Source organism: Aeromonas sp. S13(2024) (assembly GCF_041402405.1).
GTDB classification, from domain to species: Bacteria; Pseudomonadota; Gammaproteobacteria; order Enterobacterales; family Aeromonadaceae; genus Aeromonas; species Aeromonas veronii.
This window is the reverse complement of the sequence record NZ_JBGLRA010000003.1, coordinates 132,546-152,293: the sequence shown is the minus strand read 5'-3', so window position 1 is coordinate 152,293 and position 19,748 is coordinate 132,546. Positions and strand designations below refer to the sequence as shown.

General features: G+C 60.0%; 15 protein-coding genes and 1 pseudogene. 9 read left to right on the top strand and 7 right to left on the bottom strand.

Translation table 11 applies throughout. The features are described 5' to 3' along the window. The first annotated feature begins 97 nt into the window (after window positions 1-97). Both ACB042_RS06410 and ACB042_RS06405 read left to right on the top strand, forming a co-directional pair. Window positions 98-1,222, top strand: coding sequence for an adenosylhomocysteinase (locus ACB042_RS06410; RefSeq protein WP_005361782.1), 1,125 nt, complete (start codon window positions 98-100; stop codon window positions 1,220-1,222). A gap of 76 nt (window positions 1,223-1,298) precedes the next feature. Beyond that, a complete protein-coding gene (locus tag ACB042_RS06405; RefSeq protein ID WP_019445942.1) occupies window positions 1,299-1,607 on the top strand; it encodes a SelT/SelW/SelH family protein in 309 nt (102 codons plus the stop codon). A 114-nt stretch (window positions 1,608-1,721) separates the two neighbouring features. Here ACB042_RS06405 and ACB042_RS06400 read toward each other — a convergent pair whose 3' ends face one another. Continuing rightward, window positions 1,722-3,431 carry a lysophospholipid acyltransferase family protein gene (locus tag ACB042_RS06400; protein ID WP_371178071.1) on the bottom strand — a complete coding sequence of 570 codons (1,710 nt, stop codon included), beginning with the start codon at window positions 3,429-3,431 and terminating at the stop codon, window positions 1,722-1,724. 210 nt (window positions 3,432-3,641) lie between these two features. Beyond that, window positions 3,642-4,865 (bottom strand): peptidase T, encoded by a 1,224-nt coding sequence (pepT, locus tag ACB042_RS06395; RefSeq protein ID WP_371178070.1) that lies wholly within the window; start codon window positions 4,863-4,865, stop codon window positions 3,642-3,644. Between the two features lie 1,014 nt (window positions 4,866-5,879). Between pepT and speA the strand changes: the two genes are divergently transcribed. Continuing rightward, window positions 5,880-7,781 (top strand): biosynthetic arginine decarboxylase, encoded by a 1,902-nt coding sequence (speA, locus tag ACB042_RS06390; RefSeq protein WP_005344160.1) that lies wholly within the window; start codon window positions 5,880-5,882, stop codon window positions 7,779-7,781. Between the two features lie 84 nt (window positions 7,782-7,865). On the opposite strand, the gene ACB042_RS06385 is transcribed toward speA, so the two are convergent. Next, entirely contained in the window at window positions 7,866-8,390 is a 525-nt protein-coding gene (locus ACB042_RS06385; protein WP_371178069.1) for a hypothetical protein, read from the bottom strand. Then, a pseudogene (locus tag ACB042_RS06380) lies at window positions 8,387-10,384 on the bottom strand (alkyl/aryl-sulfatase). The gene ACB042_RS06385 and the pseudogene ACB042_RS06380 overlap by 4 nt, the downstream one beginning before the upstream one ends. Window positions 10,385-10,620: 236 nt before the next feature. Here ACB042_RS06380 and ACB042_RS06375 point away from each other — a divergent pair. Next, window positions 10,621-10,809, top strand: a complete 189-nt coding sequence (locus ACB042_RS06375; RefSeq protein WP_005334402.1) for a hypothetical protein — start codon at window positions 10,621-10,623, stop codon at window positions 10,807-10,809. A gap of 80 nt (window positions 10,810-10,889) precedes the next feature. On the opposite strand, the gene ACB042_RS06370 is transcribed toward ACB042_RS06375, so the two are convergent. The 3 genes from ACB042_RS06370 to ACB042_RS06360 form a co-directional block, all read right to left on the bottom strand. Next, the gene (locus ACB042_RS06370; protein WP_021229329.1) at window positions 10,890-11,177 is read right to left on the bottom strand and encodes a hypothetical protein; all 288 of its coding nucleotides are present in this window, start codon (window positions 11,175-11,177) and stop codon (window positions 10,890-10,892) included. Between the two features lie 267 nt (window positions 11,178-11,444). Then, window positions 11,445-13,451, bottom strand: coding sequence for a methyl-accepting chemotaxis protein (locus tag ACB042_RS06365; RefSeq protein WP_371178068.1), 2,007 nt, complete (start codon window positions 13,449-13,451; stop codon window positions 11,445-11,447). 193 nt (window positions 13,452-13,644) lie between these two features. Next, a complete protein-coding gene (locus ACB042_RS06360) occupies window positions 13,645-14,940 on the bottom strand; it encodes an amino acid permease (protein WP_021229327.1) in 1,296 nt (431 codons plus the stop codon). Between the two features lie 251 nt (window positions 14,941-15,191). Between ACB042_RS06360 and ACB042_RS06355 the strand changes: the two genes are divergently transcribed. From ACB042_RS06355 to fabV, 5 genes are all read left to right on the top strand, one after another. After that, window positions 15,192-15,575, top strand: coding sequence for a Rid family detoxifying hydrolase (locus ACB042_RS06355; protein ID WP_005344164.1), 384 nt, complete (start codon window positions 15,192-15,194; stop codon window positions 15,573-15,575). A 22-nt stretch (window positions 15,576-15,597) separates the two neighbouring features. Continuing rightward, window positions 15,598-16,887 carry a serine dehydratase subunit alpha family protein gene (locus ACB042_RS06350; RefSeq protein ID WP_236340597.1) on the top strand — a complete coding sequence of 430 codons (1,290 nt, stop codon included), beginning with the start codon at window positions 15,598-15,600 and terminating at the stop codon, window positions 16,885-16,887. Window positions 16,888-16,951: 64 nt separating this feature from the next. After that, window positions 16,952-17,605, top strand: coding sequence for a transcriptional regulator (locus tag ACB042_RS06345; protein WP_005334376.1), 654 nt, complete (start codon window positions 16,952-16,954; stop codon window positions 17,603-17,605). Window positions 17,606-17,759: 154 nt separating this feature from the next. Next, entirely contained in the window at window positions 17,760-18,347 is a 588-nt protein-coding gene (locus ACB042_RS06340; protein WP_371178067.1) for a histidine phosphatase family protein, read from the top strand. 150 nt (window positions 18,348-18,497) lie between these two features. Beyond that, window positions 18,498-19,691: an enoyl-ACP reductase FabV gene (gene fabV, locus ACB042_RS06335; protein WP_304520705.1), complete on the top strand. Its 1,194-nt coding sequence runs from the start codon at window positions 18,498-18,500 to the stop codon at window positions 19,689-19,691. The last annotated feature ends 57 nt before the right edge of the window (window positions 19,692-19,748 follow it).

The window sequence follows — 19,748 nt, the reverse complement described above, 5'->3', positions numbered from 1 at the left end:
TTCAGATAAAAAGGATTTTCATTTTATTTGGACACACACAGAACCCGGCCGCGCCGGGTTCTGTTTGCCTGCTTTGCGGCACATAAGGAGGCCACAGTTGCGCAGTCAAGGATCTGAGCATCTGTTTTTTCGCCATTTCACCGGACAGGGACGTATCGATGGTCTCTGCATTCTGCTGGTCACTCACCTGCTTCCCGATCGCCCCCGTTTTATCGACGCTCTCGGTCAGATTGGACGGATTGGCGCCATTTTGCCCAAACCGAAATCGGTACACGGTCCGACCCTGGAGTGGGTATCCCAGCACTATCCGGTGCTGCCCCTCAACCGGCGCTGGACCAATGAACCCGACAGCATCATCCAGCAGATTGCGCCGCTGGTGGCCCCCCACGAGCGGTTGCTGATCCTCGATATAGGCGGTTACTTTGCCAAAACCCAGGTGATCTTGAGTGAATACTTCGGCCCCCGTTTCCTAGGGGTGGTGGAGATGACCGAGAACGGCCACCAGCGCTATGAGCAGGAGGTGCTGGCGACCCCTGTGGTGTCGGTGGCGCGCAGTCCCCTCAAGCAGGCCGAGGATATCCAGATTGGTTTGAGCGTGGTCTACTCCGCGGAGTCGTTGGCCCGCAACCTCAACCGTACCTTCAACGTCTGCGAAGCCGTGCTGTTTGGCTATGGCAAGGTGGGGCGCAGCATCGCCCGTGACCTGCGTTGTCGCAACCTCCATCTCGGGCTGGTGGAAACAGATGTGCTGCGACAGGTCGAAGCGCTCTCTCACGGTTTTCGCTTGATCACCAAGGCTGAAGCCTTGAGCCGCGCCGAGCTGGTGATCTGCTCTACCGGCAACGGCTCGCTGGATTTGGCGGATCTGCAGGCGCTGCGCCCCGGCACCATGGTGGCCTCGGTCACCTCGGCCGACGACGAGTTTGCCTTCTCGCTGGCCCAGTTGCCGTGGCCGAGCGAAGAGGTGTGCCCCCATGTGCTGGCCCTCAACCGGCCGGATGGTACCCAGATCTACCTGCTCAACCGGGGCGAGGCGGTCAACTTCGTCCATGGCGCCGTGATTGGTGAATATGTCTATCTGGTGCTGGCGGAGATCATGGAAGGGATCCGGATGCTGGCGGCAGGCCCTCTTGCACCCGGCCTGTTCGAGCTGCCAGAATCGGCGATGCGTACCATTGCCCGCCATTGGCTGGCCGATTTTCATGGGGTTGATCAGCACTGATTTGACCAAACCGGGATCGGCCATTGGGCAGCGGTACGCCACTTCCCGCCATTGTCGCTTTTTTATGGAGTCACTCATGACCGAGTCTGAAACCCTGATCAGCAAACCCCGCATCGAAATCCGCTACTGCACCCTCTGTCGCTGGATGCTGCGCGCCGCTTGGCTGGCGCAGGAGCTGCTATCCACCTTTGACAGCGATCTGGGGGAGGTGGCGCTGGTGCCGGCCAGCAAGGGGGAGTTTCGCATTCTGGTGGGCGGGGTGCAGGTGTGGGATCGGGTGGTCGATGACGGCTTCCCCGAGGCCAAGGAGATCAAGCAGCGGGTGCGCGATGTCATCGCCCCTGAGCGGGATCTCGGCCACTCGGATCGCAAGGCGGCCGAGTAACGCCAGATGGGCCGAGCGCCTCGAAAAGGTGCTGAGCATGAGAGCGAAAGGAGAGGGAGGCCATGGCCTCTCTCTCCTTTTTTGCATTTGGCTGTTTGCCTGGCTCCAGCAGGGTTATAAGCGCGGCTCGGCCTGATGGCTGCCGATATAGCGGGCCCGCTTGTGGGACTTGATGCGGCTCACATCGACCCACACCAGCCCGTCGATGCAGTGGTTGAAGTCGGGGTCGATGCCAAAATCCATAAACTGGACGCCGCCCGGCTCGCACAGCTCGGAATACTGCTTGTAGAGGGTAGGGATGGCGCAGCCCAGATTGTCGAGGCGGGCCTTGAGCGCTTTGAGGTCGGCGCCATAATCCACCCCTTCGAACAGAGGCTGCGTCTCGGGGTAGGGACGGCGGGAGGGGGCCAGAGCCAGTTCGGGGGCAAAGTGCTGGCGGTAGAAGCTCACCAGCAGATCCTTGGCCGTCGGCGGCAGGCTGCCGGAGAGCGACACCGGGCCAAACAGGTAGCGGTAGCGGGGATAGCGGGCCAGATAGGCACCGATGCCGAACCAGAGATAATCGAGCCCCCGCTTGCCCCAGTAGGCGGGCTGGATAAAGCTGCGGCCAAGCTCGATGGCCTGCTCCAGCCGGGGTAGCAGCTTATCCTCAAAGCCGAACAGGGTGTGGCTGTAGAGGCCATCCTTCCCCTTGCTGGCCAGCAGCTCGGCCACCGGGGCGAACCGGTAGGCACCGATAATATCGAGTCGGGCCGGATCCCAGAGGATCAGGTGGTGATAGTCGTTGTCAAAGCCATCGAGATCCCGCCGCTTGCCGGATCCTTCCCCCACTGCGCGAAAGGCGATCTCCCGCAGTCGCCCCAGCTCGCGCAGGATCACCGAGTGACTCAGTTCATGGCGGCGGTAGAGGTAGATCCCCTGACCATCCGGGGTGGTGCCGAGCTGCTCGCAGCTTTCGATGGCCTGTTTGAGCTGGCGGCGATCCTCCGGCAGGGCGATGGGGGCCTCGGTCTGCAGACGCCCTGTCTTGCCACGGCCAATCCGGTAGAGGTGGTTGCGCACCAGCCGCGCCGCCGTCTTGGCGGGCAGCTCCTGAAAACTGCTGAGCGGAATGCGCGCTCCTATGGTCACCGGCAGGGTCTGCCCCTGCTGGCGAAACAGCTGACGCACCAGCAACAGGGCGGAGGCGGGCTTGTTGAGCCAGGAGGCGAGATAGAACCAGAGGCTGTTGCGTCCTCCCAGATGGATGGGCACCAGCGGGGTGCGGGTGCGCTGGGCCAGCTTGATAAAGCCTGCCTGCCAGGGGCCATCTTTCACCCCCTTGAGGCCAAGCCGGGATACTTCGCCTGCGGGGAAGATCACCAGCGCCCCTTCATGGGCGAGGTGCTCGTTCATGGCGAGGATGGCCTGTCGATCGGTCTTGCCCTCCATATTGTCCACCGGCAATAGCAAAGGGCGCAGCGGAGCGAGTTGTGCCAGCAGCTGGTTGGCGACGATCTTCACATCGGGGCGGATGCGACCGAGCAGTTGCAGCAGCGCCAGTCCGTCCAGCGAGCCGATGGGGTGGTTGGCAACAAGAATGACCCGGCCGCTGGCGGGAATATGCTCCAGTTGCGCCTCGCTGACCCGATAGTCGAAATCGAGCTGGGTCAGCGCCTGCTCGACAAAGTCGAGGCCGCGCAGGTGCGGGTAGCGGGTGGCAAAGTCGGCAAAGGCACGTTCGTTGAGCAGCCAGCCCAACAGCCGCTTTAACAGTGGGGTGAGCAGGGGGTAGCCAAGCAGGCGGGGGAAGTGCTGGGTCAGCAGGGTATCGATAGTGAACATCTGGGGGGCTCCGGCGATCCGTTGCTCCCAGCATGATGTGACACTGTTCCCGCGACATGTCAGCGGGATGACAGTTTGATGGCAGTGGCAGCCAGTTGCCCCTGCGCGACTCTCCCCGGTTTCCCTTTCCTGATGGGTGATGGCCAGATAGCAAGGGGGGGAGCCGGTAAACCGGCACCCCCCTTTTGCCCTGGTAATGACAGCTACCGATTAACCGCGCCAGGCTGCGGTGAGGCGCACCAGCTCCACCAGGGTGGCGACCGATCTCTCCATCGATTGCAGCGGGATGAACTCGTGCTTGCCGTGGAAGTTGTGGCCACCGGTGAAGAGGTTGGGGCAGGGCAGACCCATAAAGGAGAGGCGGGCGCCATCGGTACCGCCGCGAATGGGCTTGATTTTCGGCACCACGTCGGCGGCCTCCATGGCGGCCTTGGCCAGCTCGACGATATGCATGTGCGGCTCGATCTGGCTGCGCATGTTGCGATAGCTGTCGGTCAGGGTCAGCTCGATGCGGGCCTTCGGATACTCGGCCAGCAGGGCTGCCACCCGGTTCTGCATCTCGGCTTTGCGTGCGGCAAAGTGCTCGTCGTCGAAGTCACGGATGATGTAGTGCAGGGTGCTCTCCTCCACGGTGCCGCTCATCTGGGCCAGATGGAAGAAGCCCTCATACCCGTCGGTGCACTCCGGGGTCTGCTCGGCAGGCATGGCGGCGTGGAAGCGGGCGGCCAGGGTTTGGCTGTTGATCATGCTCCCCTTGGCGGTGCCGGGGTGGACGTTATTGCCGATAAAACGCACCGTGGCGCTGGCGGCGTTGAAATTTTCATACTCCAGCTCGCCCAGTTCGCCGCCATCCACGGTATAGGCCCACTTGGCCGGGAATCTCTCCAGCGGGAACAGGTTGGCGCCACGGCCAATCTCTTCATCCGGGGTAAAGCCGACCCAGATATCGCCACGTGGGATCTCGGGGTGCGCTTGCAGGTGGTCGATGGCAGTAAGGATCTCGGCGATACCCGCCTTGTCGTCGGCGCCAAGCAAGGTAGTGCCGTCGGTGGTGATGAGATCCTGACCCAGGTAGTTTTTCAGGAAGCGGTAGTCACGGATGGCGAGCACCTCGTCACCCTTGCCAAGGCAGATGTCGCCGCCCTGATAGTTTTCGATGATTTGCGGAACTACGTGCTCCGCCTCGTAGTCGGCGGTGTCCATGTGGGCAATCAGGCCGATGGCGGGGGCGTCCGGCTGGTTGCCCGGCAGGCAGCCGGTGAGGTAGCCGTGCTCATCCAGGGTGACCTGGCTCAGCCCCAGCGCCTTCATCTCTTCTTGCAGGGCGCGGGCAAAGATCAGCTGGCCTTCGCTGCTGGGGCAGGCTGGATTGGTCTCATCGGAGCGGGTATGAAAAGTTACGTAACGCAGAAAACGCTCAAGCAGGGTATCCATTCGTCAGCCTCTAACCGATTGTGAGCGGTCATTGTGGCCAATCCGTGCGGGGCACTCATTGCGTCAGCGCAGGTTTTTCCCATTTTTTGACGCAAGGGAAGAGCGGCGAATGTGCGGCGCGCGGGGCAACGTCCGGGAGGGAGAGCGCATAAATGTGGCATTTATTGCAATATTTAGGCGCTGGCGGAGGCGGCCAAATTCCCCTCAGCGACCGCACAGCAAGGCGTCAGCCCAACCATGGCGTTTTCGCACACTTTTCAAGGGGAAACCGGGTTGTCGCATAACCTGCGCCATCCCAGAGCCCGCCTGCCCGCCAGCAAGATTTGATCGACTTATTAAAAGGGGATTTTGAACACTATTTTTTATTGTCACTGCCCGCGGTAAGTGTGTACACTCCGCGCCGATCCAAGGGCAACCCTGAAGCAGGCAGAGCCGCCAGAAACCCAACCGATCATACGCCTATAGGGCGAGGCACGCAGAAACGACAGACACTGCTGGGGAATGGTTTCTTTAATACCGGTTAGGCTCCGGTATCAGGGAGAACAACAGACTCTCATCCTTCATTTGACCGAGTGGGCCACCGGCTCATCATCTTCCCTTGTCATGGGCGGTCACTGACGGTGAGGTGGGCTGTGGTTGTTGTCGTCTATCAACACGCATGCGTGCTGGCGCCTTCGCTTCTCTTCCTTGGAACCCTCTCCTTCTGTCGGGATCGCTGCCGAATGATGAACTGACGGCGTGGCTGATGTCGTCTGTCATCAAAGTACCGCGGCGCCACGGCATAGTGGCACCGCATACCGTTGAGCTTGATGTAAAGCCACCAGCCCCACATCAAGACTCGTTACTTCCCCAAGATCCACCAGGCAGCCTCTGGCTTGCCGCGATGTGCAAAGGGTTGGTTTGGGTGGCTGCGTCTCGTGATGGCAGCGCTCGCCGTACTCTGCACTAGATGGTCTGGATGTGATTGAGGGTAACGAAGGCGACTTTGGGTCGCTCATTTGCGAGGCATAGCCCATGACTAACTGGTCCAGCAAGGACTCCTTGAAGGTCTACAACGTTCCCTACTGGGGTGCGGGTTTTTTCAATATCAATGACGCCGGTCATGTGACCGTCGCCCCCGACAAATCACGCCCTGACGCGCATATCGTGCTCTCTGACGCCATCGAACAGTTGCGTCAGTCCGGGCTGACCACCCCCGTGTTGCTGCGCTTCCCCGACATTCTCAAGAGTCGGGTCGATGCGCTGTTCAACGCCTTTGGTCAGGCCATCGAGAAGTCTGGCTATGAAGGGGACTACCTCTGCGTTTACCCGATCAAGGTAAACCAGCAGCGTCGTGTCATCGAGACCATCAGCCAGTCCTACAGCGACAAGCCCCGGCTTGGCCTGGAAGCTGGTTCCAAACCGGAACTGCTGGCCGTGCTGTCCCATCACCATGAGCAAGGCTCGGTGATCGTCTGCAACGGTTACAAAGACCGCGAATATATCCGCCACGCCCTCTTGGGCAACCTGATGGGCCACAAGGTCTACATCGTGGTGGAGAAGCCCTCCGAACTGGAGATGGTGCTGGACGAGTCAGCGCGTCTCAACATCAAGCCCAACATCGGGGTGCGTGCCAAGCTCGCTTCCACCGGCTCCGGCATGTGGGAATCGAGCGGCGGCTCCATGTCCAAATTTGGTCTCTCCGCCTCCCAGATCCTGGCGCTGATCGAGCGTCTGCGCGGGTTGGGCAAGCTGGATTGCCTGCAACTGCTGCACTTCCATCTGGGCTCCCAGATCGCCAACATCCGCGACATTCAGGGCGGCATTCGCGAGTGCGGCCGTTTCTACGCTGAACTGCGTCGCCTCGGTGCCAACATCGAAGTCGTGGACGTCGGTGGCGGCCTGGGGGTGGACTACGAGGGAACCCGTTCCCAGAGCCACTGCTCCGCCAACTACAGCCTCTCCGAGTACGCCAACAACGTGGTATGGGGCATCGGCGATGTCTGCCGCGAGTTCGATCTGCCGCACCCGACCATCATCAGCGAGTCTGGCCGTGCCCTGACCGCCCACCACGCCGTGCTGGTTACCAATATCATTGGTGCCGAAGGGGTGGAGATGAACGATATCAGCGCGCCGGACGAAGATGCACCGACCATTCTGCAGAACATGTGGAAAGGCTGGCTGGATCTGCGCAGCGAAGATCCCTCCCTGCTGGAGATCTTCCATGACTCGGTAGCCGATCTGGGTGACGTGAATACCCAGTACACCATGGGCCTCTTGAACCTTGAACAGCGTGCCTGGGCCGAGATGCTGCACCAGAACACCTGTCTGGCACTCAAAGAGATGCTCAACCCGGTCAACCGCAACCACCGTGCGCTGGCTGACGAGCTGAGTGAAAAGCTGGCGGACAAGTGCTTTGCCAACTTCTCCCTGTTCCAGTCTCTGCCGGATGCCTGGGGTATCGGTCAGGTATTCCCGGTGATGCCGCTGGCTGGTCTCGATCGTCCGCTTAGCCGTCGCGGTATCCTGATGGATATCACCTGTGACTCCGACGGTCAGGTCGAGCACTATGTCGACGGTCTGGGGGTCGAGAGCACCCTGCCAATGCCGGTCTACGGCGAGAACGAAGAGTGCCACGTCGGCTTCTTCCTGGTCGGTGCCTATCAGGAGATCCTCGGCGATCTGCACAACCTGTTCGGTGACACCCACTGCGCGGAAGTGTGGCTGGACGAAGAGGGCAAGATGGACATTCGCAACGTGGTGCGCGGCGACACCGTCGACCAGCTGCTGCGTTACGTCAACATCGATCCGTCCGTGATCCGCGAAAACTACCAGCGGATTGCCGCTCACCCGGCGCTGGACGATGCCACTCGCAAAGCCCTGCTCGACGAGCTGGAGCTGGGCCTGCAAGGCTACGCCTATCTGGAAGATGAATAAGCGCCCGCGCTTGACGTTCGCCGTGAAGGCATAAAAAAGGGAGGCATTTGCCTCCCTTTGTCCTATCTGTTTCTCCTGTGGTGGTCAGGTCTGCGAGCTCAGCGCCTTGTGCAGATCCCGCTGCAACTGCTGATTGTCGTCTCTTTGCAGCTCCACAATACCCAATTGCAGTCCCTGCTCGATGGTGAGCGACCCATTCAACATGGCGTTGATGGCGGCTTCACTCAGCAGCATCACCCGGTCTTTGGGGTTTGGGCCGCTGGTGTGTAACTGGAGCAGTAGGGACTCCTTGCCTCGTACTCTGGACCAGAGTCCTGAGTCGATAAGCAGGATGGAGATCCCGCCGCCTACCCCTGCCTGCTGGAGTCGACTTTTGAGGGTTTGGAGCCATGCCTGGCTACGGGAGAAGCCGGCTTCGCCTGTCAGGGCTGCCAAGGGGGGTAACTGCTCACGGCTCACCGCAGTCGCCGTCGCCATGGCAATATTGACCGTCCCCGGCCAGCTCTGTTCGAACGGATTGGGATAAAGGGCATCATAACCACAGCTCTGCCCCATTCTGGGGATGAGGCAGAGCAGGACCATGCATGCGCGCAAGGTGCGTTGCATCATGGCGTCACTATGTTGAACCAGAAGTTGAACTTGTCGAGCAGCGTGACGAAGTCGCTGAACGTCTGCTGATCACCCTCGATCTTGATCTCGCCGTTGGCGATCTTCTGCTCCATGGTGCCCTGACCGAGCTGGATATCATCCAGCGTCTTCTTGCTCAGGGTAATGGTCACATCAGGCTTGGCGGCATAGCGGGTTGTGTGGTTGAGCACCGAGTTCTCCAGACTCAGGGTATGTTTCTCCTCTATGTCGGTGAATGCCATGTTGATGACCATCTTCTTGCCCGCCGCTTTCTCGGGATTAATGCGCACCGAGAGATAGTCAAACAGCATGCTGGGGCTCATGGCCCGGATGGTGTCCGGTGAGGCGGTGACTGTTCCGCCAACATTAGGAACGCCATTGCGCAGCTCATAGGCGCCTTGCAGATAGACGGAGCGCCACGGGCCGGATTCAGCCTGATAGCCCAGCTGCTCCAGTGTATCTGCCAGCAGCAGCTTGCCCTCTGTGTTGTTCGGGTTGGCAAACACCAGATGTTTGAGCACTTCTGCTACCCAGCGATATTCCCCCTTGTCGAACGAGGCCTTGGCTTTTTTCAGTACCTCCTGCTCGCCCCCCATGAACTCGATATATTTGGGGCCGACCATTTCTGGGGGCAGGTTGTCGAGATCGGAGGGGTTGCCGGAGTACCAGCCCATATAGCGCTGATAGATGGCGCGGCTGTTGTGGCGCAGGGTGCCGTAGTAACCGCGGTTCGGCCAGAAGTCGTTGAGCTCGGGGGGGAGGGTGATCTGCTCGGAGATCTCCTCGCCGGTGTAGCCCATGTTCATCAGGCGCACCGACTGGTCGTGGATGTATTTGTAGAGGTCACGCTGCTTCTTGAAGTAGTCGACGATATTGGCATTGCCCCAGCGTGGCCAGTGGTGACTCTGGAACTTGACCTCGGCCTGATCACCCTAGGTTTCGATGGTCTCGTTGAGAAAGCTGGCCCACTTCAGCGCATCGCGCACCTGGGCGCCGCGCAGGGTGAGGATGTTGTGCATGGTGTTGGTGGTGTTTTCGGCCATCCACAATGCTTTGCTGTCCGGGAACCAGGTGTTCATCTCGGCCGGGGCTTCGGTGCCCGGGGTCATCTGGAAGACCATCTTGACGCCATCGACCGTCAGCGTCTCACCGGTTTTGGTGATAAATCGGGTTGGCAGCAGCAGCGAGGGCACGCCGGTGGAAGTGGTTTGCCCCAGACCGCCATTGACGCCCCCCTGCGGGTTACGCGGCAGCAGGGCGCCGTACATGTAGACGGCGCGGCGAGCCATGGCATTGCCGGCGATGACGTTCTCCGACACCGCGTGTTCGGTAAATCCTTCAGGCGCGATGATCTCGACGTCGTTCTTTTTCACCTCGTCCAGCGAGTTGAACAGACCGGCGGCACCGCCGTAGTGATCCACGTGGGAGTGGCTGTAGACCACCGCGGTGACCGGGCGCTCCCCTTGGGTCTTGTTGATGAAGGCCAGCGCCGCCTTGGCGGTTTGCGGGGAGATCAGCGGATCGAACACCACCCAGCCCTTGTTGCCTTCGATAAAGGTGATGTTGGAGAGATCAAAGCCGCGAATTTGGTAAATCTTGTCGGTGACCTTGAACAAGCCGTACTGCATGTTGAGCTGGGCATTGCGCCACAGGCTGGGGTTGACGCTGTCCGGCGCGGTCTTGTCGAGGCTGATGTAGGTCTTGTACTGCTCCAGATCCCACACCACGTTGCCCTTGTCATCCTTGATGATCAGGGTCTCTGGTTTGGCGATAAAGCCACGCTGGGCATCCTCGAAATCCTGCTTGTCATTGAAGGGCAGGGTATTGAGCACCTGCTGGTTTGCCTTGATGGTAAATTCACTGGCAGGCTTGGGGTCGATGGCGGCCTTGGCCGACTGCACAAGTGCAGGCTGCACAAGCAGTGCGCCACAGAGCAAGAGCGAGAAAATCGTGGGGGTGGAAAGCCTCGGTTTCATCGGTATGACTCCAGATGGTGGTGTGGGTCGACAGGGCTAAGTGTAGTCAGGCTCAAGTCAGGGAAGAGAAGAAAGGGGGGACTTGCGCTACACAACGCCATCCGGGAGGAAAACAGCAGGCATTGCGCCCTCAGGAGCACAGCCGTTGCACATCTTGATCTGTATCAAGATAGGTCGCAGCGGGTTGTCTTACGGTCAGGAGTGATGTTGATGGGATGTAACAAAAGGATATACATATGGAACTGAAAAGGGACCCGAGATGCTATACCGACGTCTGTATCGACGGTAAGTGGTATCACTACGACCACTGCAGCACCAACGTCTACATGCTGATGGGAGGCGCTGCGCCGAGCCTTCAGCTGGCCTATGAGCCGAGCAGCGAAGAGGAGCTGATCGAGATGCTCCAGCAGCTGGGACGCTTCTAAATCACCGAATTGATGTCTTGCCATATGGCCATCGGGCGCGTTGCCACGATGGCCACCACTCTTCACCGTTGTACCTTATCTCAGCGGGTTTTATTGCCCAATAACCCCTTGCCAATCTCCAGCATGGCGACGGCCGCGGCATAGCTGCTATCAGACTTGCCAATCTCGTCCGCCACATAGAGAAAATTGGACTGGTACTTCTCGACGGCCTCCCGTGGACTGGTCGCGTCAATAAAGTCCTCCTCCACCTCGAATCCTTGGGTCAGCAGTGCCGCCTTTTCACTCAGAAAAGTCGGAGATGCCATGTCGATAAAGGTGTATTGCTGCCGATTGGACGCCGGAATGGTAAAAAACTGGTATCTGGCCATGGGTAAATCCTCGCTTGAAGCGGGTGATAAATGACGTGACGCTGGGTTTAATCTGTGGCTCGCAGGCGGCTTGCTTGCCTCGACGTCGCAGACAGTGCGTGTCGGGAATGCCGCATTTTGTTTTCGTTCGAGACTACTTTGTTGGCGTTTACCCGGCAAGTGGGCCGCAGAGATTTTCTGGATGATCCGAGCAACCGAGATGTTGTGGGCAAGGGCGAGACCGGGATAATGCCGGGCTCACGTTGAGCCCGGCTTGTCAGCGATCTGTTACAGCACGAAGCTCTGTATCATGGCGCGCAGCTGTTCGGTGAGCTGGTGGATCTGGCGGGCGGCATCGCGGGCGGCGTTGGCCACTTGCAGCGCCTCGTCACTGCCATCGGAGATGCGCACCACGTTGCGTTCGATCTCGTTGACCACGGCGCCCTGCTGCTCGATGGCGCTGGCGATGATGGCGTTGGTATCGACCATTCGATCCACCTTCTCGGTGATGGCGCCGAAAGCCTGTTTTGCCTCCTGCGCCAGCCCGACCCCCTCCTGCGCTTCATGGCTGGCCGCCGACATGGCGGTGACCGAGGCGCGGGCGCCGGATTGCAGCTGTTCAATCATCTGCTGGATCTCGACGGTGGCCCCCTGGGTGCGGTTGGCAAGAGACCGCACCTCGTCGGCCACCACCGCAAAGCCGCGACCCTGCTCACCGGCCCGGGCCGCTTCGATGGCAGCGTTGAGGGCCAGCAGGTTGGTCTGTTCGGCGATGCTACGGATCACGCTGATGACGCCGCCAATCTGGCTGCACTGCTGCTCCAGTAGGCCTATGGTGTCGGCGGTGCGCAGCACTTCGCGGTTGATATGGTCGATGGCCTTGATGGTGCGCTCCACCACATCCTCGCCCTGACCGACCACGTTCTGCGCCTCCTGGGTCATGCGGGCGGCTTGCAGAGCGTTGCCTGCCATGTCTTGTGAGGTGGCGGCCAGCTCCTTGATGGCGGTGGCGACCTGATGGGTCTCCCCTTGCTGATCGGCAATGACCTCCTGCGAGCGGCAGGTGCGCGCTTCGATCTCGGTGGCGCTCTCCACTACTGTGACGCCATTTTCCCGCACTCGCAGCATCAGGGTGCGCAGGGTCTCCAGGGTCACGTTGTAATCCCGGCTGATGGCGGCCAGCTCGTCCTGACCGACGATCTCGATATGCTGGCTGAGGTCCTGGGCGTTGACTCGGGCGGCAATATCACGCACCCGCCCCACGGTGTCGCGCAGGGAGAGATAGGCACCGATCATCAGGTAGAGGTAGAGCAGCAAGCTGGCGGTCAGCGGCGCTGTGACCCACCAGAAGTGGCGCTGGTTGGCGGCCAGCCGTTGATGCAGGTCGGCCTCCAGCCGCTGGCGCACCTCGCCTGCCAGCGCGGTGATGGCCTCGTCCATCTTATCCCCCAGTGCCTGCACCTCCTTGGTGGAGAGCTGCACCAGCTGATCCTTCATCATCTTGTTTTCCATGGTCTCGACCCCCTGACGCACCAGCTGTATCAGAGCATCGGTCTGCTGACCCAGCTCGGCGCGGTAGGCGGGTTGAATCTGGTAGAGCAGGGTCAGATCGGCCTCCAGCTCTTGCAGAGTGGCGCTGATAAGGTCTAGACGAAAACGCAGGCCGCTGTAGCCCTCGGCCTGAAACAGGCCGAAATCGGCGATGGTGGCGGCGCGATCCCGCACCTGAGCCAGCAGGTCGCGCAGCTGCGGCAACCGCTCGCTGGCGAGGATCACCATGTAGTAGGTACCGAGCGCCGGATCCTGGATCAGGCTGCTACTGGCAGTAATGTGCTTGTAGAGGTGGCGCACCTCGGTCAGCAGCTTGTCGTGGCGCAGGTTGCTCTGCTCCACTTCCAGCTTGCCCGCTTCACTCTGCAGGGCGGCCCAGCCCTGCTGGATCACCTCAAAGGAGGGGGTGTTCTGGCGGGTGTCAGCAAAGGCTTGCAGGCTCTGAGCAACTGTTTGTGCGGCTGCCTTGACCTGATCATCACCGACCGGATCCACTTCATAGGCGTGACGGGTTACCAGATTGCGATGGGTGAGCAGGGCTTGCTCGATAGCAGGCACGGGGGTGAGATTGACCAATCCCGCCAGCTCGCGGTTGGCCTGGACGTTGTCATCCTGCAGTCGCCCCAGCAGATTGGCCATGCTGTAGGCTAGTGGCAGCAGCATCAGGCAGGACCAGAGCAGGAATTTGTATTTGAAGGAGAGCTGGTTGCCCAGCCGGATGGCGGGGTTGAAAATCCATTTCATGTTAAGCCTCGATACCTGAGTGCGGGCGTGATTCGTGTTGCCTGAATAGTACTCCGAGCGGCCTCCCTTGGGTGATGGCCGGTTGCAAGTTGTGATCCCCTTGGCTTTTTACTTCCGGGCGGGGGCGCCGTCAGCCGCACCAATAGAAAACGGGCCACCCGAAGGTGACCCGCGGTCGATAAGGGGACACCGATCAGTTGAACGCCAGGAAGGGCGAGACACAGAGCAGCAGGCCAGTGACGATGATGATGTAGAGGGAGGTGCCCTTGTACTTGTGCAGCGCCGGTACCTGATAGACCAGATAAGCCGGGATGAGGCAACCCACCATGCCGAAGATGGGGCTGCAGATGGAGGTGAAGCTCAGTACCGGTGCGTTGAGCACGATGGCCCCCCAGGAGAGCATGACGGTAAACACCATGATGCCCTTACCCACCAATCCTTTGTTGATGCGGTTTTCCGGCAGCACCCGGCGCAGCAGGTTCATTGCCAGCCCCTGACAGGCTTCACGGAAACCGAGGTAAACGCCGAAGTAGGCGGTCATTACCGCAAAGATGTTGAGGGTGAGGCTCAGGAGCTTGAGGGTCTGGCCGGGCATCCCCTGGGCTACCATGGCCAGTGCGGAGATGTTCTCTTCGGAGGCTTTGACCGCCTGATCGTGACCCATGGCCAGAGTGAAGGAGACCGCGTAGAAGAACACCACCACGAACAGGATGCCGAAGGCGATATTCATGGCGCGCATCGCCTTGAAGCGGGCCACTTCCAGCGACTTTTCCCGCGAGCGGTAGGAGATCACCATGGGGCTCAGGCTCTGGATAAAGAGGATGGAGGTGAGGGTAAAGGGCAGCATGATGATGGCATCCTTCATCCAGTCACCGGCGGCGGGCATGGCGGTGATGTTGGCCGCATCCCACTTGTCCACCATCATCAGGCCGAGCACCGCCACCACGCTGATCTTGGTCAGCACCATAAAGGTGGAGATCTTGAACAGCAGGTTCTCGCCGCGCGAGGCCAGTGCCACCAGACCGCAGATCAGCACCAGACCGTAGAGCGGGTTTTCGGAGAGCAGGCCGTCGGTGACGCCGAAGCTCTGCAGGAAGGAGGCGCTGTCATTGGTGATGGCGGTGGAGTAGACGAAGACCCAGATCACCAGCATCACGAAGTAGAGCGCGCCGAGCAGCACACCCCAGTTCTTGCCGAGGTAGCCGGTGATGACGCTGGGGTAATCCTTGCACTCCGGCGAAGTGGCCAGGGTGTTGATAAAGAGGCGCTGGAACATGTACATGGCGGGGTAGCCGATCACCGCCGAGAGCAGAAAGACCCACAAGCCCATCAGACCCACCTGTACCGGCAGGAAGACGATCCCTGCGCCGATGGCCATGCCGATGCTCATGATGATCCAGCCCCAGTCGGTGCTGTCGAAGCGAACCGCTTCTTTCCATTCCAGCGTGCCCATCACGGGGCTGGCGAGTGTAGTGCTATGCGCGTCCATTAAAACCTTCTTTTTTGTAGGGATGTGGGAAAGCGGCGCAAATATAGTTGAGTGAAACTGTCATAAACAATGCCCATAAGAGTACTTTTGTTCAAATCAGGATGGTGATCACGGTTTATATTGAGGCCGAAAGGTGCCTTTAAACGCCATTTTTGTATCTTTTTGTTGAATGGATAAAATAAAAAGCAAATAATGTTGAGCGGAATGAGATTCATGATTGCAAAAAAAATTGCACAAACAGGAGTGGCTATATGAAACGCATCATCACAGCAGCAGCGGCACCTGACGCTATCGGTCCCTATAGCCACGGCACTGCCTATGGCGACCTCATCTTTACTTCCGGTCAGTTGCCGGTTTGCAAGCAGCAGGGTGGTGTGGTGGAAGGGGGGATTGCCGCCCAGACCCGCCAGTCACTGGAAAACCTGAAATCCGTGCTGGAAGCCGCTGGCGGCTCGCTGGATACCGTGCTCAAAACCACCTGCTACCTCGCCGAGATCAGCGATTTTGCCGCGTTCAACGAGGTCTATAAAGCCTATTTCCAGAAAGATTGTCCGGCGCGCAGCTGCTTCGCAGTGAAGGATCTGCCGATGGGCGTCAAGGTTGAAGTGGAAGCGATCGCCCATATCGCTCGTTAATGCTGATAAAAAGGTTCAAGTGATGAAACAAGCGTGGCAGCAGTATCTGCAGATTATTCAACAGGTTGTCAAACCAGCGCTGGGTTGTACCGAGCCAATCGCCGCCGCCTATGCCGCGGCTGTCGCCGCCCGGCAACTGGGCTGTGAGCCCGGTCGTCTCGAGGTTGCAGTGTCGGACAATCTCTATAAAAACTCGATGGGTGTCTATGTGCCGGGCACCGGCAAGATCGGTCTGGCCATTGCGGCTGCGGCCGGAGCCATCGGCGGTAACGCCGACGCCGGGCTGGAGGTGCTGGCCGCGATCCAGCCAGCACAGGTGGAGCGTGCCCAGCAGCTGATCGATGCTGGCAAGGTGCAGGTGAGCCGCACCGCCGCCCCCGAGTTTATCTTCTGCCGCGTGACCGTTTATGGCACTGATGACAAGGGTGAAGAGCACAGCGCCGAAGTGACCCTGTGTGGCGGTCATACCCGCATCGTCGAGCAGCGCCGCGATGGCGAGGTGACCTTCACCGCCGATCAGAGCCAGGGCGGCGCCACCGGTTCCATCTGCGATGGCGTCGATATCAGCATCGCCGCCATCTACGAGTTCGCCACCCAGGTGGAGTTCGAGCAGATCAGGTTCATCCTCAAAGCCTCCGAGCTTAACGGCAAGCTCTCCGCCGAGGGGATGAACAACCCCTATGGTCTCGAGATCGGGCGCACCATGCAGCAGAACATCAATGCCGGTCTTATCGGCGAGGATGTGATGAACCGCATCGTGATGATGACGGCGGCTGCCTCCGATGCCCGCATGGGGGGCGCGACCCTGCCAGCCATGAGCAACTTTGGCAGCGGCAACCAGGGCATTGCCGCCACCATTCCTGTGATGGTAATTGCCGAGCGCTTTGCGGCCAGCGAAGAGCAGCTGGCTCGCGCCCTCATCATGAGCCATCTGGGCGCCATCTATATCAAGTCCCACTATCCGCCGCTGTCGGCCTTCTGTGGCAATACCGTGACCAGCGCGGCTGCCTCCATGGCCATGGTCTATCTGGCGGGCGGCAGCTTCGAGCAATCCTGCTTCGCCATCCAGAATGTGCTGAGCGACAGTGCCGGTATGGTGTGCGACGGGGCGAAAGCCTCCTGCGCCATGAAGGTGAGTACCTCCTCCGGTGCGGCGGTGCGCGGCTTCCTGATGGCTCTCAACAGCCACTCGGTGTCGGGGCAGGGGATCGTCGCCGGCGACGTGGATCAGACCATCCGCAACGTCGGCCAGATGGTGAAGGAGGGCATGTCTGCCACAGACAGCACCATTATTGATATCATGTCCGCCTGATGTCCCTGTCGGTTGCTGCCCGGCGCCCATTGTCCGGCAGCAACCCTTGCAAGAAGGTCCCATTGTGAAGCTGCAAGAGTTGAGTCCGAGCGATTTTGAGATCCTCAAGTCGATGGAGAACATAGTGGATGGCATCGCCGCCATGTATGGCCAGCACACCGAAGTGCTGCTCCACAGTCTGGATGCGCGCAATCCCTCGATCGTCAAGATTGCCAACGGCCATATCACCGGCCGCAGTGTCGGCGCTCCCATCACCAACCTGGCGATGATGAAGCTCAAGAGCGGGCAGGATATCTCCAGCCCCTACATGACCAAGTGTGCCACCGGCAAGACCCTGCGCTCCATCACTACCGTGATCCGCAACGGGGAGCACAGGGCCATCGGCTTGCTTTGCATCAACAGCGACATGGATGCCCCGTTGCAATCTGTGCTGCGCACCATGATGCCGGAGTGCATGCATCCCCACGAGAGCCATGCCACCCCGGAGGTGTTTGCCCGCAACATCGACGAAGCGCTCAACAGCACCATAGATACCGTCAGTGCCGAGGTGCGCGGCAACGAGGCGGTGCCTCCGTCCCAGAAGACTCGGGTCATCGTCAACCAGTTGCACGACATGGGGATCTTCGAACTGAAAGACAGCGCCCAGATTGCCGCGCGCCAGCTCGGGATCTCGGTCCACTCCATCTACCGCTATCTGCGGGAGATCAAGAAGGGCTGAGCCGATACACTCTGGCCAAATTGGCAGCAAACGGGTCAGCCTTGACCCGTTTTTTACGCCCGCTTTAGCCTCTCTGTTTGGGCCATCCTTCGGGCTCATCTGCTATCATCTCCCCCCTTTGTTTTTCTATCTCTCTGAACGTGCTGGAGAAATCATGTCTCGACTCATCTATCTGCTGCGCCATGGCCAGACCCGCTTCAATGCTGAGCAGCGTCTGCAGGGGCGTTGCAACTCCGATCTGACCGACAAGGGGGAGGCGCAAGCCATCGCCATGGGGCGGCGCCTTGCTGGCGAACTGGCGGATCCTGCCCGCTGGACCGTCTATGCCAGCCCGCTCGGGCGTGCCCGTCAGACTGCGCTGCTGGTGTGCGAGCAGTTGGGGCTGGCGGCGGATCGCATCGTCTGGGACGATCGCTTGATGGAGCTGGGGATGGGGGAGTGGGAGAGCTGCCAGATCCCGGCGCTGCGTCTTGCCCACCCCGAGCTCGATACCGGCAAGGGGGACTGGTATCTGCAGGCTCCGGGGGCCGAGAGCTTCGAGAGCATTCAGCGCCGGGCACACCAATGGTTGCAGGATCCTGCCATCGCCGAGCGGGCCATCGTCATCTCCCACGGTCTGCTCGGTGCCATGCTACGTGGCGTCTATGCCGATCTCGACTATGAGGCGACCTGGTCACAGGAGTTGCCGCAAGATGCCTTCTATAAGCTGCAGGATGGCCACATCACCCGCATTGCCTGCTAATTGCCGTGAGGTGGCACCATGGCATGGACCATGATTGCCACCTTCGGATGCCCATTTTTGCCGCAGTTCAACACATCAGAGCACCTTATCGCGGCAAGATGAGGTATCTTATGCCCCGATTTCATCCATTAAACGGATCCGAGACCCCATATGATCATCAAACCCAAGGTTCGCGGCTTTATCTGCACCACCACTCATCCGGTCGGTTGTGAAGCCAATGTTCGTCGCCAGATCGCTTATACCAAGGCCAAGGGCACCATCGAGAATGGTCCCAAGAAGGTGCTGGTGATCGGCGCTTCCACCGGTTATGGCCTGGCCTCCCGGATTGCGGCTGCCTTCGGTAGCGGTGCCGCCACCCTCGGCGTCTTCTTTGAAAAGGCGGGCACCGAGTCCAAGACCGGTACCGCTGGCTGGTACAACTCTGCAGCCTTCGACAAGGCAGCCAAAGAGGCGGGCCTCTACGCCAAGAGCGTCAACGGCGATGCCTTCTCCAACGAGTGCCGCGCCAAGGTGATCGAGCTCATCAAGCAGGATCTGGGTCAGATTGATCTGGTGGTCTACTCCCTGGCCTCTCCGGTGCGCAAGATGCCGGAAACCGGCGAAGTGGTGCGCTCTGCCCTCAAACCGATCGGTGAGGTCTACACCACAACCGCCATCGATACCAACAAGGACCAGATCATCACCGCCACCGTCGAGCCGGCGAACGAGGAAGAGATCCAGAACACCATCACAGTGATGGGCGGTCAGGATTGGGAGCTGTGGATGGCTGCCCTGCGTGATGCCGGCGTGCTGGCTGACGGCGCCAAGTCCGTGGCTTACTCCTACATCGGTACCGATCTGACCTGGCCAATCTACTGGCATGGCACTCTGGGTCGCGCCAAGGAAGATCTGGACCGCGCCGCTGCCGCCATCCGTGGCGATCTGGCCGCCAAGGGCGGCACCGCTCACGTGGCCGTGCTCAAATCCGTGGTAACCCAGGCCTCTTCCGCCATTCCGGTGATGCCGCTCTATATCTCCATGGCTTTCAAGATCATGAAGGAGAAGGGCATTCACGAGGGTTGCATGGAGCAGGTGGACCGCATGATGCGCACCCGTCTCTACGCGTCCGACATGGCGCTGGACGAGCAGGCTCGCATCCGCATGGATGACTGGGAACTGCGCGAAGATGTGCAGCAGACCTGCCGCGACCTGTGGCCATCCATCACCAGCGAAAACCTCTCCGACCTGACCGATTACACCGGCTACAAGCAGGAGTTCCTGCGCCTGTTCGGTTTTGGTCTGGACGAGGTCGATTACGATGCGGATGTAAATCCGGACGTGAAATTCGACGTGGTCGAGCTCTGAGTCTGACTCAAGTGAAAGCAGGGCCCCGCGGGGCCCTGTTTTTTTGGCAAACATTCC

What these genes read in the sequence shown, in the direction of transcription:
- ACB042_RS06365 (WP_371178068.1), bottom strand. Translation starts at nt 13,451, where the DNA reads ATGAAATGGATTTTCAACCCCGCCATCCGGCTGGGCAACCAGCTCTCC.
- fabV (WP_304520705.1), top strand. Translation starts at nt 18,498, where the DNA reads ATGATCATCAAACCCAAGGTTCGCGGCTTTATCTGCACCACCACTCAT.
- ACB042_RS06370 (WP_021229329.1), bottom strand. Translation starts at nt 11,177, where the DNA reads ATGGCCAGATACCAGTTTTTTACCATTCCGGCGTCCAATCGGCAGCAA.
- ACB042_RS06360 (WP_021229327.1), bottom strand. Translation starts at nt 14,940, where the DNA reads ATGGACGCGCATAGCACTACACTCGCCAGCCCCGTGATGGGCACGCTG.
- ACB042_RS06400 (WP_371178071.1), bottom strand. Translation starts at nt 3,431, where the DNA reads ATGTTCACTATCGATACCCTGCTGACCCAGCACTTCCCCCGCCTGCTT.
- ACB042_RS06375 (WP_005334402.1), top strand. Translation starts at nt 10,621, where the DNA reads ATGGAACTGAAAAGGGACCCGAGATGCTATACCGACGTCTGTATCGAC.
- ACB042_RS06405 (WP_019445942.1), top strand. Translation starts at nt 1,299, where the DNA reads ATGACCGAGTCTGAAACCCTGATCAGCAAACCCCGCATCGAAATCCGC.
- ACB042_RS06340 (WP_371178067.1), top strand. Translation starts at nt 17,760, where the DNA reads ATGTCTCGACTCATCTATCTGCTGCGCCATGGCCAGACCCGCTTCAAT.
- ACB042_RS06355 (WP_005344164.1), top strand. Translation starts at nt 15,192, where the DNA reads ATGAAACGCATCATCACAGCAGCAGCGGCACCTGACGCTATCGGTCCC.
- pepT (WP_371178070.1), bottom strand. Translation starts at nt 4,865, where the DNA reads ATGGATACCCTGCTTGAGCGTTTTCTGCGTTACGTAACTTTTCATACC.
- ACB042_RS06385 (WP_371178069.1), bottom strand. Translation starts at nt 8,390, where the DNA reads ATGATGCAACGCACCTTGCGCGCATGCATGGTCCTGCTCTGCCTCATC.
- speA (WP_005344160.1), top strand. Translation starts at nt 5,880, where the DNA reads ATGACTAACTGGTCCAGCAAGGACTCCTTGAAGGTCTACAACGTTCCC.
- ACB042_RS06350 (WP_236340597.1), top strand. Translation starts at nt 15,598, where the DNA reads ATGAAACAAGCGTGGCAGCAGTATCTGCAGATTATTCAACAGGTTGTC.